We start from the raw sequence: 16,252 nt of genomic DNA, 5'->3' as shown, positions 1-16,252 counted from the left end.
AATTTAGATAGCAGGCTTAGAAAATTCATGGAATCATTCAATGGTGTAGCAACTAAATATCTCCAAAACTATCTCAATTGGTTTTTGGTGCTAGAAAAAATCAAAAATGATACAAATAGAATAGCTACAGTGGCTACTATTGCTTTTGCTTCCAATACAGTATGGAACGAATTTAAAAATATAGCGCTAAATCATATCCTTTTTAGAACTTAGCCAATTGTTTTTGATTCAGGTGAGAAAGAAAATTTATGGATAGCAGGGCTATCGATATATTTTATTTTGAAATATGGAGCAAAAAGAAACAATTTTAGTAGGTAATATCATTTGAGAAATGGTATTAGTACTGTTTTGTTCTAGCTAGCTCCCATTGCTCTGATGACATTACTCCTCTGAAACCAACATGATCTTGACTAGTATCCTGGCTGCAATGCATTCTGGCACTTGCTCGATAGCTACTGCAGTAACTATTGTTGCACAAAAAAGAACCTCCACGTTGTATACGTTGGGGTGTATATGGTTGTTGTGGGTCGTAAGGTTGTGAGGCTCCTTTGGGATTTGATATGATCCCTTGATTTGCACTTTCTTGATAATATTTTACATTATACCAATCTGCAGTCCACTCCCAAACATTTCCGGCCATATCATACAGGCCATACCCGTTAGGTTTGTAACTACCTACAGGAGCGGTAGTAAAATAACCATCTTCCAGACTATTGTATAAAGGAAAGGTACCTTGCCAGGTATTTCCGTATGCAGTAATATTAGCATCATTCCCCCAGGGATATAGCTTGTTTTTTAAGCCTCCTCTGGCTGCTAGCTCCCATTCGGCATCTGTAGGGAGTCGCTTTCCGGCCCACTTTAGATAGGCTTGTGTATCATCCCAAGAGATCTGTACTACTGGATGTGTGTCTTTTTCGTTAATCGAACTTTCTGGTCCTTGGGGGTGTTTCCAGTTGGCTCCTTCTACCCATGACCACCATTGCGACCAATCAAATAAATTTTTAGTATCTACAGGAGTAAAAACCATAGATGCTGCGACCAACAAAGAATCATGAGGTTTTGGAGTTCCGGGAGGGAGTTGCTTTTTAAGCTCTTCCCAATCAGGTTTTCTTTCTGCAGTGGTGATGTAACCTGTAGCTTCTACAAATTTTCTAAAATCAGCATTGGTTACTTCTGTAGCATCCATCCAGAATCCAGATACTTTTACTTCATGAGCTGGTTTTTCATCAACTCTGGCATAAGGATCATTGGCCAATGCCCCCATGGTAAATTGACTTTCAGGAATCCATACCATACCCGGAGGAGTGTCATTCGATGATGAGGTTTCAGGAGAAGTTGTTTCTGTATTTTTTGATTCTTGCTTTTTTTGACTGCAAGAAAAGCATATCAAAAGAACACCAATACTATATAAAAATCTGAAATGCATCATATTATAACCAGTCTAAAACGATAAGATTTAAGTTCAGAATTAAATATAAATAGTATTCGTTATTAAAAGCAAAGTTTTGTGTCAGTTTTTATTGATAAAGATGTTTTATTTTACTTATGACTAGGTTTACTTATTTTAAAAGTTAGAAACATAACCAATTATTAGGAGACGAATAAAATAGAAACGAATACATATTTGTATATTGTGCAAGTTCTCTTTAAGGAATGTGGTTAGCGTACAAAAGTTTCGAATAAGTATTTTGGAAGCTAATCAAAAATTACAATTCAATTCAAAAAAATACTATAATATATAGTCTAAAATGTCCTTATCAAATCAGCTCGTTTTCTTTTTTAGTGCATTAGGTGCGTTTAATGGGTTTATACTGGCATTGTATTTTGCTTTAATGGCTAAAAAGAAAAATTTTTCAAACTATTTTTTAGCATTATTGCTTCTAATGCTTAGTATTCGAATAATCAAATCAGTGTTTTTCTATTTTAATCCAAAGCTGGCTAATGTTTTTATACAAATTGGACTTTCTGCCTGTATTCTGATTGGGCCATTTTTGTTTTTATACCTAAAATCGTATTCGAATAGTAAAAAATCAAATTGGGCAATTCATATCGTTCCATATATAACAGCGATAACTATTGTAGGGATCATTTATCCTTATGTAGAATATCGTAAAGTATGGCAACTATGGATAGTTACCGGGATACATTTTCAATGGTTATTCTATATTATTTTTTCTGTAAAATACATGAAGCCAATTGTTAGAAAATTGAAAGAGAAAGAAAAGCTAAAGAATATAGACATTTGGTTACTTAGTATCTATTTTGGAGTGTTTATCATTTGGTTGGGATATTTAATCGGTTCGTATACTTCGTATATTGTGGGGGCCTTGTCCTTTTCTTTTGTTTTTTACCTGATGATTTTGCTGTTTGTTTTCAAAACTGCTAAGAAATCTACATTCTTTCAGGAAAAAGAGAAGTACAAAAACAAGGAATTGGATCATGAAACAATAGAGCACATCAAAAAGACACTTTCTGTACTAGTTAAAAAAGAACTATTTCTTAATCCCAACCTTACACTCGATGAAACCGCAAAAGAATTAAAAGTGTCAAAACATGCTTTATCGCAGTATCTGAACGAGCAATTATACAAGTCGTTCTCAAGTTTTATAAACGAATATAGAATCGAAAAGGCTAAAGAATTACTGCAAACAAAAAGTAATTATACTATAGAAAGTTTAGGGTATGATAGTGGCTTTAATTCTAAATCTACCTTTTTTACCAATTTTAAAAAAATCACCGGACAAACACCTACAGAATATCAAAAAAACCTGTGATAGTAAGTACGGTTTTATAGATTCGAACTACCGATTTATAGATCAAAATCTTTACAACGAAGAGGTTATGCATATTTGAAGAAAAATAATTTTTTTAAATATGCAGATATTCATTCTCAATCTTAGAACAGTTATAAAGGTAATTGTACTTTTATCGATATGTCTTTTCCAAACAAATGGTATAGCACAACAAAATATACTATTTGTAACATCCAATCAACATTTTTATGGGAACACTCAGATTGGTGCTGCCAATCATTTTGAAGAGATTGTTGTTCCTTATGACTTACTTACAAAAGCTGGATTTACAGTAGACTTTATGAGCCCAAAAGGGGGTGCTATTCCAATCGGGTATATAAACGCTTCTGATAGTATCCAGAAGAAATATCTGTATGACAATCATTTTATGGATAAGCTGAAACATACTATGAAACCTACAGCGATTGATGCAAAAAAATATGCAGCTATTTATTATAGTGGCGGTGGTGCAGCAATGTATGGTGTTGCAGAAAATAAAGCTATTCAAAACATTGCCAGAGATATCTATAAAAACGAAGGGATTGTGTCGGCAATTTGTCATGGCACAGCCGGATTAGCTTATCTAAAAGACCAAAATGGAAAATCGCTGTATGCCGGAAAAAAAATAACGGGCTATCCCGATAAATTTGAGAATAAAGACAAAGCATATTACAAAGCATTTCCGTTTGTAATGGATCAGGCAATTAAAAGCAATGAAGGTAATTTTATATACTCTGATAAAGGATGGGATAGTTTTTATGTTGTTGATGGTAGGTTTGTAACAGGCCAAGATCCTACTTCTGCTACAAAAATGACGTATAAGATTATAGATAAATTACGAGAAAAAGGACCGAATATCAGTAAAGAAACTATTAGCAATTTAAATAAGATATTCGCCAAATGGAAAAATGATACTCCTAAGCCCGGAGTGGCAGCAGGTCTGTTAAAAGATGGAGAAGTTATATATTTAAATGGTTTCGGAAGTGCCGATGTAGCCCACAAATTACCCATAACGGTAGATACCAAGTTTCAGACAGGAGCTATGTCAAAGGAATTTACTGCTTTTACCATTTTATTATTAGCAGAACAGGGAAGGTTATCATTATCAGATGATGTTCGAAAATACATTCCGCAGTTACCAGATTTTGGACATCAAATTACCATAAAACATTTACTAAGTCAATCAAGCGGGTTGCATGATTTTTGGGCGTTGAAAGAGATTGCCGGTTGGCGGGATAAAGATGTGTTTACGCAAAAAGATGCTTTAACGTTAATTTTTCAGCAAAAGAAACTGGATTATATTCCCGGCACAAAATTTTCTTCGACTTCTTCAGGAATGATTTTGTTGGCAGAAGTTGTTAAGAAAGTAACGAGTCAAAGCCTTGCAGCGTTTACGAAAGAACATATTTTTCAGCCTTTAGGAATGACCAATACATTGTTTTGTGAGGACCCCGAAAAGATCATACCTAATGTGGCAGTTTCTTATCAAGTCACAGAAAAAGAGGTTAAGAATAATTTTATTAACCATGCTATAGTGGGGCCCACCAATCTATATACTTCTGTAAAAGACCTGAGTCGTTGGTACCTTAATTTTAACGATCCAAAAGTGGGTAGTTCAAAATTGATTAAAAAATTACGATCTCCTGTTACTTTAGATGATAGAATAACAACATATAATGGGTTATCCGGAAAGCTGTTGTATGGTCAACAATTTGAACATTTAGAACGTGGTATTCCAAAATTTTGGGCATATGGCTTAGAAGGTGGTTATGGTAGTAATATTTTTGTATTTCCAGGACAAAACCTTACTGCTTTTGTCCTTGGTAATAATAACACTTATAATGGCGGTCTTGCTATGCCTATGGCTTTTGAAGTATTGGGTGATATTTTTCCTGAACCACCCAGTATTGATTTTAGTAAACTAAAAACAATTAAAGTAACTGCCAAAAAATTAGAAACCTATAGTGGTAATTACTGGGATGAAGATGGTGCCATTGCTCGAAGAGTTTATGTGAAAAATGATACCCTGAGATACCAGAGACACGAGAGTAATAGGGAAAGCTCTCTAGTGCCGATCGCAGAGGATGTTTTTCAAATGGTTGTAGGAAGCGATGATGTGGTGATAATTAAATTTTCTAAGGAAGACAGAAAAAGAAAAATGATGGTAACTGTGGGAGAGAGTGATGAATTTGTGTATGAAACCTATCAACCAGTTACATATGCTGCAAAATCCTTAAGCGAGTTTTCGGGTACTTATTATTGTGATGCTCTAAAGGCAAATTATACCTTACATGTAAATGAAAAGGGTTTGTATACGAGTAACAAAAGTCAACCCTTAATAACTTTTACTCCAATTCAAACAGATGTATTCCTAAGTAGTTCTTGGTATTTTGGTGGAATTCAATTTAAACGAGATAGACAGCAAAATATTACTGGATTTCAGTTGAATTCTGACCGCGTTAAGAATTTAGCATTTAAAAAAATCGAATAGTAATTCCTAAGACAGTGGTCAACTCTTTTGATGAGCCGTTTTATCACATACTTCTGGTGTTTGCCCAAACATGTTTCAGGTTCTTATCATAAAGACTTGCTTATAAATTTAATAAGATTCCGAAATAAATTCGGAATGACAGTAAGATTATTATGATGAGAGGAATCGAACAATCAAATAACCTTTTAATAAGAATTAATCAAAAACATAAATATAACATGACAATAACTATCAAAATTAGACATATCGCTGTTTTACTACTTTTTGCTAGCCATATATCTGCTCAAAAAAGTGATTCGAAATCGGAAATTGAACAGATTACTGAAAGCATAATGCACTATATAGAAGGAACAGCAAATGGTGAACCTGACAGGTTAAGGAAAGTTTTTCATCCTGATTTTAATCTTTACACCATAGCAAATGATACCTTATGGATACGTTCTGGTAAGCAATATATCTCCAGAGTCAAAGAAGGCAAAAAAACAAACCGAATAGGCCGTATTATTTCGATTGATTTTGAAAAAGATGCGGCTATTGCAAAAGCAGAAATTGTAATTCCCAATTATAAAGTTTTTACCGATTACTTTCTGTTACTTAAATATGAGGGAACCTGGAAAATAGTACATAAAAGCTACACTGGGAGAGCAATACCAAAGCCTTAACAAATTAAAAAGTAAGTATTCATTAGTTTAGTACTTGGTGACCGTTGTACAGTAGTTATAAATTCTATGCGCGGTCACCATTTCATATGTTGTAGACGTATTGCATTTAGGATTGCCAGTAAAGCAACACCTACATCGGCAAATACGGCTTCCCACATAGAAGCCAATCCTCCTGCTCCTAGGATCATGATTGCTAGTTTTATTCCAAAAGCTAGAATAATATTTTGCCAAACAATTTTTCGAGTAGAGCGGCTTATTTTAATGGCTTTAACAATTTTTGATGGTTGATCTGTTTGTATCACAATGTCTGCAGTTTCTATAGCGACATCACTACCCAAACCACCCATAGCAATACCTACATCGCTTGTAGCTAAAACAGGAGCATCATTAATACCATCACCAATAAAGGCAATTTTGCCAGTAGCATTAACTTTTAATTTTTCTACTTCATTTAGTTTGTCTTCGGGGAGTAGTTCTCCTTTTGCTTTTTTAATGCCAAGATCAGATGCTACTTTTTGAGTGATCGAATCTTTGTCTCCAGAAAGCATTATCATCTCTTGTATACCCACTTTACGTAATTGTGTAATCGATTCTTTTACATCTTCTTTTAATTCGTCTGCAATAACTACATATCCAGCAAATTGATTTTCGATAGCAACAAGTACTACAGATGTTACAATGCCTTCGGTTTCTTTGGGTATTTCGATACCATGGCTTGTCATTAATATTTTATTTCCCGCAAGAACCGTTTTGTTGTTTACAATTCCTTGTAACCCTTTTCCAGCTATTTCTGTTACCCGTGTTGCCGTATAGGTAGCATTGATTTCGTATTGCATTATAGCTTGTGCTATAGGGTGTGTAGATTGTGCCTCTATAGCAAGTAGATATTGCATTAATTCTTGTTCTGACCATCCATAAGATTTTATCTCTGTAATTTTAAATACTCCTTTGGTAACAGTTCCTGTTTTATCCATCACCAATGTGTTTATTTTGGTCATCGCATCTAGAAAAGAAGCTCCTTTAAACAGGATTCCGTTTTTTGATGCGGCTCCTAATCCACCAAAATAACCTAACGGAATAGAAATAACCAGAGCACAAGGGCAAGATATTACCAGAAAAATTAAAGCTTTGTACAACCAATCTCTAAAAATATACTCTTCTACAAAAAAGTAGGGGAGTAACGTGATTCCTATAGCTAGAAATACAACAATTGGCGTATACACTCTAGCAAATTTTCGAATAAATAATTCTGTTTTAGATTTACGGGCGGTTGCATTTTGAACCAGATCGAGTATACGGGCAATAGAACTGTCTTTAAATACCTTGGTAACCTCGATTTCTATAACATTTTCTAAATTAATACTTCCTGCAAATACTTCTGATCCTTTTGTTAGGGTATCGGGTTTACTTTCTCCTGTTAACGCAGCGGTGTTCAAAGATGCTTTTGCAGAGATTAATGTTCCGTCTAAAGGTATTTTTTCTCCTACCCGTACCCGAATTTTTTCTCCGATTGCTACCGTTTCGGGAGACACCGTTACGATATCGCCATTGCGAAACACATTGGCCTCTTTGGGTCTCACATCTAACAAAGCTTTGATATTTCCTCTGGCTTTATTTACCGCAGCACTTTGAAACAATTCTCCCACAGCATAAAATAACATAACAGCAACACCTTCTGGATATTCCCCTATTGCAAATGCACCAGCAGTAGCAATAGACATCAATAAGAATTCTGTAAAAAAGTCTCCTCTCAATATACTTTTCCACCCTTCTTTAAGTACAGGGTAACCAACAGGTATATAGGCAATACTATACCATAGTATACGTATCCACCCTTCGAACAAAGGAAGTATATTAAAGTAATCTACAATAATTCCTATAATAAGCATTATAAAGCTTACAATAGCGGGTAAATATACTTTTAGGCCGGTAACCTCATGATTGTGATTGCAGCTACATCCAATAGCCGGATTATTTATTGTCGGAGAACTTATATCTGCATTTAGTTTCATTTTAGCGGCTTCTAATTTGATAATTCAAAGATGCTATTAAAAACAATGCAACAGAAGTGCATTGTTATACCAGTACGTTTAATCTACATAGAATAAAGTACTTTCTTCGTATATAACGATAAAAGTAAGGTAATTGTATTTTGAAACCAAACCATATATCTTACTGCTATAAATAATTGCTATGAACTACATTTATTACATACTCCTTTTACCACAAGGTTTACATCTTCTGAAATAAAACCATTGGGGACTTTTATTTGGGGTATTTTATGATCGGTTAAACAAACAGTTTTATTACACATATTGCAATGAAAATGCAGATGTAAATCATTATTTATTTCACAATTACAATCGCCTTCACATAAAGCGTATTTTGTAACACCCGTACCATCATCTATTTGATGAACAATGCACTTTTCTTCAAAAGTCTTTATGGTTCTGTACAAGGTAGTTCTATCTGCCTTTTCGAATACCTTTTCTATATCACTTAGCGTAACCGCAACTTGCTTATCCGCCAGAAATCTATAGATCAAAAGCCGCATTGCGGTTACTCTGATATTTTTAGTTGCAAAAAATTGTTCTATGGCATTCATGGTTCTTAATGGCTATGTGCTGCTTCTCCTTTTTTCATTTCGGCGATAAGGTAGTATGCATTGTTTAATGCAAATTTTGTATTGGGTGCTACTTCATTCATAAACTGGATCGAGGTCCAATTTCCATCAGATACTCCAGGAATTATTTCTAAAGGTTTAAAACTCCAGTCTTCATTTTCTTTTTCTACAGAAAATACATAAAATTTATCACCTTCTTTAATAATAGCATTTTTTGGTAATGCACTTGTATTTGTGCTATCCACCTGGATTTTACCTTGTATATACATACCAGGGATTAAATTACCTTTTTTATTTTCAATTTCGGCATGTACGTGTAGTGCTTTTGGGTTTTCTTCAAAAGTTTTGCTCACCGAGTAAATCTCGGCAGTGAGTTCTTTACCCGGGATAGATTGTACACTAAAGCTTACTTTTTGTCCCTGTTTTACTTTATATACGTCTTTTTCGAATACCATCAAATCGGCATGTATATGATGCGTGTTTACAATTTCGAAAAGTTCTGTTTGCGGTTCTACATATTGTCCAGTCTTTACTTCAACTTTTTGTACAAAACCTTCGATGGGACTGCGAAGGCCGATACGTTGATATATAGTGCCTTTGCGAACACCAGAAGGATTGATGTTCAAAATTTTTAATTGCGCTTCGAGCCCCTTTACTACTGCTTTGGATGCATTATATTCGGCTTCAGCTTTTTGAAAGTTTAACCCCGATCCTACTCCGGCATCATATAGCTTTTTTTGTCTCTGATAATCCTTCTGTAAAAAAATGCTATGATTGTATGCGTTTAGATAATCGGTTTGTATCTTAATAATATTAGGGTGTGATAAATAGGCTACAATCTGATTTTTAGAAACCTTGTCTCCTTCTATGACTTCTATAGAAGCTATGTTAGCCCCTACAACGGTGGTGATAGAAGCTTCGTTTTGAGGAGGTACTTCGAGCGTACCATTGGCTTCTACAAAACCAGTCATATTACGTTTGGTTATTCTGTCAATTTTCATTTGAAGCGATTCAAATTGTTGAGCAGTTAACATTACTTCTTCACCATGCCCTTTATGGTGTTCTTCATCGTGTTTGTCTTTTTCATCATCATGTGTTTCTGTTTTATTTTGTTGTTTGTTAGCACATGAGGTTACTACTAATGTTAGTAGTATAAATATAGTATATATGATCTTTTGCATCGGTAATTTATTGTTTAAAATATTGTAATTGAAATAAGCTATAAAAATAGTTTTCGAGTGCTTTTAGAGCATCCAATTCTGTTTGTATGGTATCTTTCATGATTTGACTGAAGCCTACAAATGTTATTGCCCCTTCTTTAAAGGCTAATAAAGCGCCTTGTCGTTGTTCTTTTGCAAGAGGGAGTACCTTAGTATTGTAAAAATCCCAAGAAGTCTCCCATTTTTTATAGTGTTCTTTGGCTTGACTGTATCTGGATTGTATTTCTTGCTGTTGGTACTCAATATTTGATACTGCTATTTCTTTATTTATTCTTGCTGTTTTAATTTTTGCTCTATTGTCACCTGATAAAAAGGGAAGAGAAATTCCTGCCTGATATGTATAGAAACCAGTAGTACCATTTACTTTCTGTAAACCACCCTGTAGATTGAATTTAGGTAAATTAGTTGCTTTGGCGGCTTTATAATTTGCTTTGGCTTCTTCTACTAGATTTTGAGTCAGAGTAAATTCGGGGTGTGTTTCGATAGTGGTATCCTCCATAGTGGTAAGAGTTACTTGATCATCATTCGAAACAGTATAATATACATCTGATAACAGCCAAAGATTTAATTGCTCTAATGCAATAGTATAATCACTATGTGCCTGTTCTTTGGCGTTTCTTATCTGTAATGCTTGATTTTTGGAAGCTGCATATTCTAATCTAGAAATAGCTTCTACTTCGTATTGTAATGTCACTGCTTTTTCAAAATTGGTATAGATAGTATCCAATTCTTTATAAAGTTGATATTTCTTTTGGTATTGGTATGCATTTGCCCAAGCTTGTTTTACTTGCATTTCTAATTGTCGTTCAGAAATTTGATATGCTTTTTTGGCTAATTCGATACGCTGTTTTTGTAACCGTTTTTTTTGCACTATACCAAATAAGTCGATATTAGACTGACCAATTCCTATTGTCGTGTATACCCCTCGTTCATCATTTATTTCTTCTCCACTGGTAAAAATCTTTGTGGTTCCCAGATCTAATGCGGTACTTTTTAGCAATTGCTGTTTTGTGAGTTCTAATTGCCTCTGTTTTAAGAGGGGGTAATTTTCCTTAGCAATAGCAACAGCTTCCTGAATATCTATTTGGGGGTACTTACTATCTATTTCTTGTGCATTGCTAGTTACAGAAAATGTAAACAACAGGATTATTGTAGTAACAGAAGTAGTTAGTTTTTTATTGAATTTGAAACTAAAGACTCCTTTTTCTACCCAATGATAGATTATAGGTAATATGAATAAGGTTAACAAAGTTGAAGTAAATAAACCACCAATAACCACGGTTGCCAAAGGGCGTTGTACTTCTGCCCCTGCAGACAAAGAAATAGCCATGGGTAAAAATCCTAATACATCTGTAAAAGCGGTAAGCATAATGGGCCGTATACGTCTTTTGGTACCTTCTAGGATTCGATCTTTCAAATTAGTAATACCTTCTTCTTTAAGTTCATTTAAACCACTAATCATAACCAATCCATTTAATACAGCTACCCCAAATAAAACGATGAATCCAACACCTGCAGAAATACTAAAAGGTAAATCTCGTAACCAAAGAGCAAACACCCCACCGATGGTCGCCATAGGAATGGCGATATAAATTAGTAAGGTTTGAGGCAGTGATTGTAATGCAAAATAAATAAGAACAAATATGAGTAGTAATGCAATAGGAACCACAGTTCGAAGACGATTACTGGCACGCTCTAAGTTTTCGAATGCACCACCGTATCGTATGTAATACCCAGGAGGTAAGTTGAGGTTTTTATCTAAAACTGCCTGAATATCATCTACCACAGATTTAACATCCCTATCTCGAATGTTTATCCCTACATAAGTTCTTCTATTGGTATTATCTCTACTAATTTGCATGGGTCCCGGTTGATAACTGATATCAGCCAATTCTCGTAGTGGAATTTGAGCACCAGAGGGGACATTGATAAATAGGTTTTGAATATCAGAAATGTCTGATCTATTGGATTTATCTAATCTTACAACCAAATCAAATCGCTTTTCACCTTCAAAGATGACTCCTGCATTACCCCCAGAAAAAGCAGTTTGTACAGTATTGTTTAGGGTATTAATCTGCAACCCATATTGTGCCAATTTGTTTCGGTTATAATGAATAGAAATTTGTGGTTGTCCGGTAGTAGCTTCTACTTTCATATCTGCAACTCCAGGGATATTTGCAATTAACTTTCCAATTTCGTTTGCTTTTACAGCCAAAACCTGCAAATCTTCACCAAATAATTTTATCGCAACATCTTCTCGTACTCCTGTAAGTAACTCGTTAAAACGCATTTCTATAGGTTGCGTAAATTCAAAATTAACTCCGGGAATTATACTTATAGCCTCTTTCATCTTATCGACTAGTTCGTCTTTTGAAGAGGCAGAAATCCATTCGTTACGGGGTTTTAACAGTACAATCACATCTGCCAGATCCATAGGCATAGGATCTGTGGGTACATCTGCCACTCCAATTCGACTTACTACCGTTTCTACCTCTGGAAATTTTGCCTTTACAATACGTTCAATTTTGGTAGTGGTTTCTATCGTTTCGGTGAGCGAACTGCCAGGCTTTAGAATGGCATGAAATGCAATATCACCTTCATCAAGTTGCGGGATGAATTCTCCCCCCATTTGAGTAAAAATGTATATTGTAATTCCGAAAAGAAGGATACTAGCACCAACAATTAGTTTCCCTTTTTTTAATGCTTTTACCAATAATGACTGGTATTTCTTTTCTATCCAATGTACAAATTGATCCCCATAGGATGGTTTATACGCATTAGGAATTTTTAAAAACAAGGAAGATACCATAGGTACATAAGTCAAACACAAAATCATAGCACCTATCATGGCAAAAATAAAGGTCAATGCCATGGGTTGAAACATTTTCCCTTCGACACCTTCTAAGGCTAATATGGGGATGAATACGATTAAAATGATTAACTGGCCAAAAAAAGCAGCATTCATCATTTTTTTAGAAGCATTAGCAGTGATAGTATTTCGTTGCTTGGATGATAGTTCTTTCTTTTTTGTGATTTGAGACATTAACAAGAACACCGTACTTTCTACTATAATCACAGCACCGTCTACAATAATTCCAAAATCGATGGCTCCAAGACTCATTAGGTTTGCCCATACATCAAAAACATTCATTAGGATAAAAGCAAATAATAGTGATAAAGGAATGGTAGATGCCACAATAAGCCCACCTCTCCAGTTTCCTAGTAATACTACCAATACAAAAATTACGATCAATCCGCCTTCTAATAAATTAGTGGTTACCGTTCCGGTTGTTTTGGCTATTAATTCGCTTCGATCTAGAAAAGGTTGTATGGTAACACCTTTGGGTAATGATTTTTGTATTTGCGCTATACGCTCTTTTACATGATCAATTACGTTATTAGAATTCGCACCTTTTAACATTAAAATCATACCGCCTACAGCTTCCCCTTTTCCATCTTTTGTTAATGCACCATACCGAACAGCATTACCAATGGTAACTGTGGCGATGTCTTTAATTTTTATGGGTATGTTATTACTGTTTTTTACAACAATATTTTCAATATCAGCAATACTTCTAGCCAACCCTTCACCTCTAATAAAGTTGGCCTGGTGGTTTTTTTCGATATAGGCGCCTCCTGTATTTTGATTATTGTTTTCTAAGGCTTTAAAAACATCAGAAATGGTGATGTTTATAGCTCTTAATTCATTTGGTTTTACAGTAACTTCATACTGTTTCTTTTTACCACCAAAAGCGTTGACCTCGATGACACCGGGCACCATTGCCATTTGTCGACGCACGATCCAATCCTGGATGGTACGTAGCTCTGTTGCATCAAAGGAGTTTTTATGAGGCTCATCAACTTCTAAGGTATATTGATAAATTTCACCTAAGCCAGTAGAAATAGGTCCCATTGTGGGTTTACCAAAACCAGTAGGGATTTGTTCTTGAATTTCAGGTAGTTTCTCAGAAACTAATTGTCTGGGCAGATAGGTGCCCATGGTATCATCAAAAACAATGGTGACTACCGATAAGCCAAATCTGGAAACAGAACGAATCTCTTTTACATCAGGAAGATTGCTCATAGCCAACTCTACCGGATAGGTAATAAACTGTTCGATTTCTTCTGTGCCTAGATTGGGTGCTTGTGTGATGACCTGTACCTGATTATTAGTAATGTCGGGCACGGCGTCTATGGGAACTTTGGTAATGCTCCATATACCTGCTACAATTATGGCAAGGGTAAACAAGCCAATAATAAATTTATTATGGATTGAAAAATCAATGATTTTATTGATCATAAGAAAAGAATTACTACAATTAAAAATATCGATATCATTTGATGAAACATCAAATCATTCGAAACAAAATGACCTTGAGAATAGATCAGAACGGGACATAGGTATCCCATAAAAAGTACAGATTATGCCCTAGGAGGTTGTAGTAAGGTTGTTGTAAAATCATTACCTAAACTGTCGAAATGTAAAAAAACTTCTGTAGATATTTCTGGGGCAACTATAAGAGTGTTGGCCAAGGCAGTATAGGTTACATGCATATGACAACACTGGCATTCACAAAAGGGAGAACATAAGTCGGCATGACTATGCTCTGCATCATGAATTTCGGTTGCTTCTATACAAACGGTATCCTCATCGGCACAATGATCATCTTCACAGGGCACAAAGTTAAGTGCCAAAATATAGATAGATAATATAAAAGCGATGAGTTTCATTATCACAAATATACAAATTATAAGATGCAATGATTGTGCAAAGATTTGATTGAGTTTTATAATAAATATAATAAACAACAGAAACAATGTTGATATAGAGCGCTTTGCCATGAAATTTGAAGAGTCAGAATCGTAACACGTCTTTTTTTATCCATAATACGTCATCTGTTTGTTTGCTTTCGAGTATAAATTTGCACAACTTATTTAGATTAAATAAAAATAATATGCTCCTAGACACACAAACTAGTTTAGTTACCGACTTAAAAATTGATCAATTTTTTGATCCTCAATCAAAATACAGATACCAGGAATACATTCATAAAGCCACTCAATATATAGCAGATTTTCTAGATAATGAGAATTTTTATAGTGGCGAACCCCCTGATAGCCTTAGAACCAGAAAACATCAGATTTCGGCAAACCCAGAGATAACCTTGTCTATCGATGATGCGCTGCAAGAGGTGAAAGAACTATACCTTGACCATACAATTGGCTTTCATCATAAAAATTATGTGGCACATCTTAATTGCCCCGTTTTACTACCCGCAATCGTAGGTGATTTGATGGCTTCTTCTATTAATACAGCGGTAGAAACCTGGGATCAAAGTACTTCTGCTACGCTGATAGAACAAGAAATGATTCGATGGATTTGTGATCAGATGCAGCTACCATCTTTATCAGACGGGGTTTTTACCAGTGGTGGTACCCAATCTAATTTTATGGCACTTTTAATGGCACGAGATCATTATGCGTTTAAATATTATGGATTAAATCTTAAAGAAAATGGATGGTCTGATGTAGTTAGTAAATTTCGTTTTTTCTGCTCAGAGAAGGCACATTTCAGTATAAAGAAAAATGCGGCACTGCTAGGAATGGGATATGATGCAGTTATTCCTGTGGCTACAGACGATAAAATGAAAATGAAGCCAGAAGCTTTGGTACAAGCAATCGAAAAGGAAAAACAGGCTGGTTATATCCCAATTGCCATTGTTGCAACAGCAGGTACTACCGACTTCGGAAGTTTTGATCCGATTGCTACGCTGTCTAAAATTGCAAAAGAGTATGATATTTGGTTTCATGTTGATGGAGCATATGGTGGCTGTTACGTACTTACCGATACGCATAAGCATTTATTAAATGGAATCGAAGAAGCAGATTCTGTAACCATTGATTTTCATAAGACCTTATTTCAACCAGTTTGTTCTAGTGTTTTTTTAACTAGAAATGCAGATAATTTTAAATATGTATCACACTATGCAGATTATCTAAACCCCAAAGAACATCGTGATGATGAGTGCCCTAATCTGATAGAAAAATCCATTCAGACCACTCGAAGGTTTGATGCATTAAAACTTTGGTTTACACTTAAGATGACAGGAGAAAAGAACATTGGGCTTTTCCTTGAAAAAGTACACTATCTGGCATTAGACCTATACCATAGTATTAAGGATGATGTTAATTTTGAGATTGCTCACAAACCCGAATTAAGTACGTTGGTATTTCGATATAAGACAGAAGGAATAGAGAATAATACCATGCATGATACGATCAACCTTTATGTAAAAAACACCCTTTTTAAATCTGGGCAGGCATCTGTGGCAAGTACAAAATTAGAAGGTAAAACCTACTTGAAATTTACCCTATTAAACCCAAAAAGTACAGTAGATGATCTACTACATATTATTCAATTGATTAAACAAACGGCAAAAACTTATACAACTAACAATTAATTC

10 protein-coding genes and 1 pseudogene are annotated in these 16,252 nt (G+C 34.9%); 5 read left to right on the top strand and 6 right to left on the bottom strand.

The genetic code is table 11. The features are described from left to right. Positions 1-213 (top strand): annotated as a pseudogene (locus tag ABW636_RS22565) (hypothetical protein); the annotation flags it as partial. Positions 214-337: 124 nt separating this feature from the next. Here ABW636_RS22565 and ABW636_RS09035 read toward each other — a convergent pair. Continuing rightward, positions 338-1,429, bottom strand: coding sequence for a formylglycine-generating enzyme family protein (locus ABW636_RS09035; RefSeq protein ID WP_367589650.1), 1,092 nt, complete (start codon positions 1,427-1,429; stop codon positions 338-340). A gap of 319 nt (positions 1,430-1,748) precedes the next feature. On the opposite strand from ABW636_RS09035, the gene ABW636_RS09030 reads away from it, so the two are divergent. From ABW636_RS09030 to ABW636_RS09020, 3 genes are all read left to right on the top strand, one after another. Continuing rightward, a complete protein-coding gene (locus ABW636_RS09030; RefSeq protein ID WP_367589649.1) occupies positions 1,749-2,774 on the top strand; it encodes a helix-turn-helix domain-containing protein in 1,026 nt (341 codons plus the stop codon). Positions 2,775-2,874: 100 nt separating this feature from the next. Next, positions 2,875-5,283, top strand: a complete 2,409-nt coding sequence (locus ABW636_RS09025; protein ID WP_367589648.1) for a serine hydrolase — start codon at positions 2,875-2,877, stop codon at positions 5,281-5,283. A gap of 218 nt (positions 5,284-5,501) precedes the next feature. After that, a complete protein-coding gene (locus ABW636_RS09020) occupies positions 5,502-5,945 on the top strand; it encodes a nuclear transport factor 2 family protein (RefSeq protein ID WP_367589647.1) in 444 nt (147 codons plus the stop codon). Positions 5,946-6,019: 74 nt separating this feature from the next. Here ABW636_RS09020 and ABW636_RS09015 read toward each other — a convergent pair whose 3' ends face one another. From ABW636_RS09015 to ABW636_RS08995, 5 genes are all read right to left on the bottom strand, one after another. Further along, a complete protein-coding gene (locus ABW636_RS09015; RefSeq protein ID WP_367589646.1) occupies positions 6,020-7,957 on the bottom strand; it encodes a heavy metal translocating P-type ATPase in 1,938 nt (645 codons plus the stop codon). A 179-nt stretch (positions 7,958-8,136) separates the two neighbouring features. Next, positions 8,137-8,550 (bottom strand): Fur family transcriptional regulator, encoded by a 414-nt coding sequence (locus tag ABW636_RS09010; RefSeq protein ID WP_367589645.1) that lies wholly within the window; start codon positions 8,548-8,550, stop codon positions 8,137-8,139. Positions 8,551-8,555: 5 nt separating this feature from the next. Next, positions 8,556-9,749, bottom strand: a complete 1,194-nt coding sequence (locus ABW636_RS09005; protein WP_367589644.1) for an efflux RND transporter periplasmic adaptor subunit — start codon at positions 9,747-9,749, stop codon at positions 8,556-8,558. Between the two features lie 7 nt (positions 9,750-9,756). After that, a complete protein-coding gene (locus ABW636_RS09000; RefSeq protein ID WP_367589643.1) occupies positions 9,757-14,088 on the bottom strand; it encodes a CusA/CzcA family heavy metal efflux RND transporter in 4,332 nt (1,443 codons plus the stop codon). 122 nt (positions 14,089-14,210) lie between these two features. Beyond that, the gene (locus ABW636_RS08995) at positions 14,211-14,519 is read right to left on the bottom strand and encodes a DUF6660 family protein (protein WP_367589642.1); all 309 of its coding nucleotides are present in this window, start codon (positions 14,517-14,519) and stop codon (positions 14,211-14,213) included. Between the two features lie 224 nt (positions 14,520-14,743). Here ABW636_RS08995 and ABW636_RS08990 point away from each other — a divergent pair, with 224 nt between their 5' ends. Then, positions 14,744-16,249, top strand: a complete 1,506-nt coding sequence (locus tag ABW636_RS08990; RefSeq protein WP_367589641.1) for a pyridoxal phosphate-dependent decarboxylase family protein — start codon at positions 14,744-14,746, stop codon at positions 16,247-16,249. Positions 16,250-16,252 lie beyond the last annotated feature (3 nt).

The sequence above is a fragment of the Aquimarina discodermiae genome (assembly GCF_040786235.1).
Lineage (GTDB): Bacteria > Bacteroidota > Bacteroidia > Flavobacteriales > Flavobacteriaceae > Aquimarina.
This window is presented reverse-complemented; position numbering and strand designations above follow the sequence as displayed.

What these genes read in the sequence shown, in the direction of transcription:
- ABW636_RS09035 (WP_367589650.1), bottom strand. Translation starts at nt 1,429, where the DNA reads ATGATGCATTTCAGATTTTTATATAGTATTGGTGTTCTTTTGATATGC.
- ABW636_RS09030 (WP_367589649.1), top strand. Translation starts at nt 1,749, where the DNA reads ATGTCCTTATCAAATCAGCTCGTTTTCTTTTTTAGTGCATTAGGTGCG.
- ABW636_RS09025 (WP_367589648.1), top strand. Translation starts at nt 2,875, where the DNA reads ATGCAGATATTCATTCTCAATCTTAGAACAGTTATAAAGGTAATTGTA.
- ABW636_RS09020 (WP_367589647.1), top strand. Translation starts at nt 5,502, where the DNA reads ATGACAATAACTATCAAAATTAGACATATCGCTGTTTTACTACTTTTT.
- ABW636_RS09015 (WP_367589646.1), bottom strand. Translation starts at nt 7,957, where the DNA reads ATGAAACTAAATGCAGATATAAGTTCTCCGACAATAAATAATCCGGCT.
- ABW636_RS09010 (WP_367589645.1), bottom strand. Translation starts at nt 8,550, where the DNA reads ATGAATGCCATAGAACAATTTTTTGCAACTAAAAATATCAGAGTAACC.
- ABW636_RS09005 (WP_367589644.1), bottom strand. Translation starts at nt 9,749, where the DNA reads ATGCAAAAGATCATATATACTATATTTATACTACTAACATTAGTAGTA.
- ABW636_RS09000 (WP_367589643.1), bottom strand. Translation starts at nt 14,088, where the DNA reads ATGATCAATAAAATCATTGATTTTTCAATCCATAATAAATTTATTATT.
- ABW636_RS08995 (WP_367589642.1), bottom strand. Translation starts at nt 14,519, where the DNA reads ATGAAACTCATCGCTTTTATATTATCTATCTATATTTTGGCACTTAAC.
- ABW636_RS08990 (WP_367589641.1), top strand. Translation starts at nt 14,744, where the DNA reads ATGCTCCTAGACACACAAACTAGTTTAGTTACCGACTTAAAAATTGAT.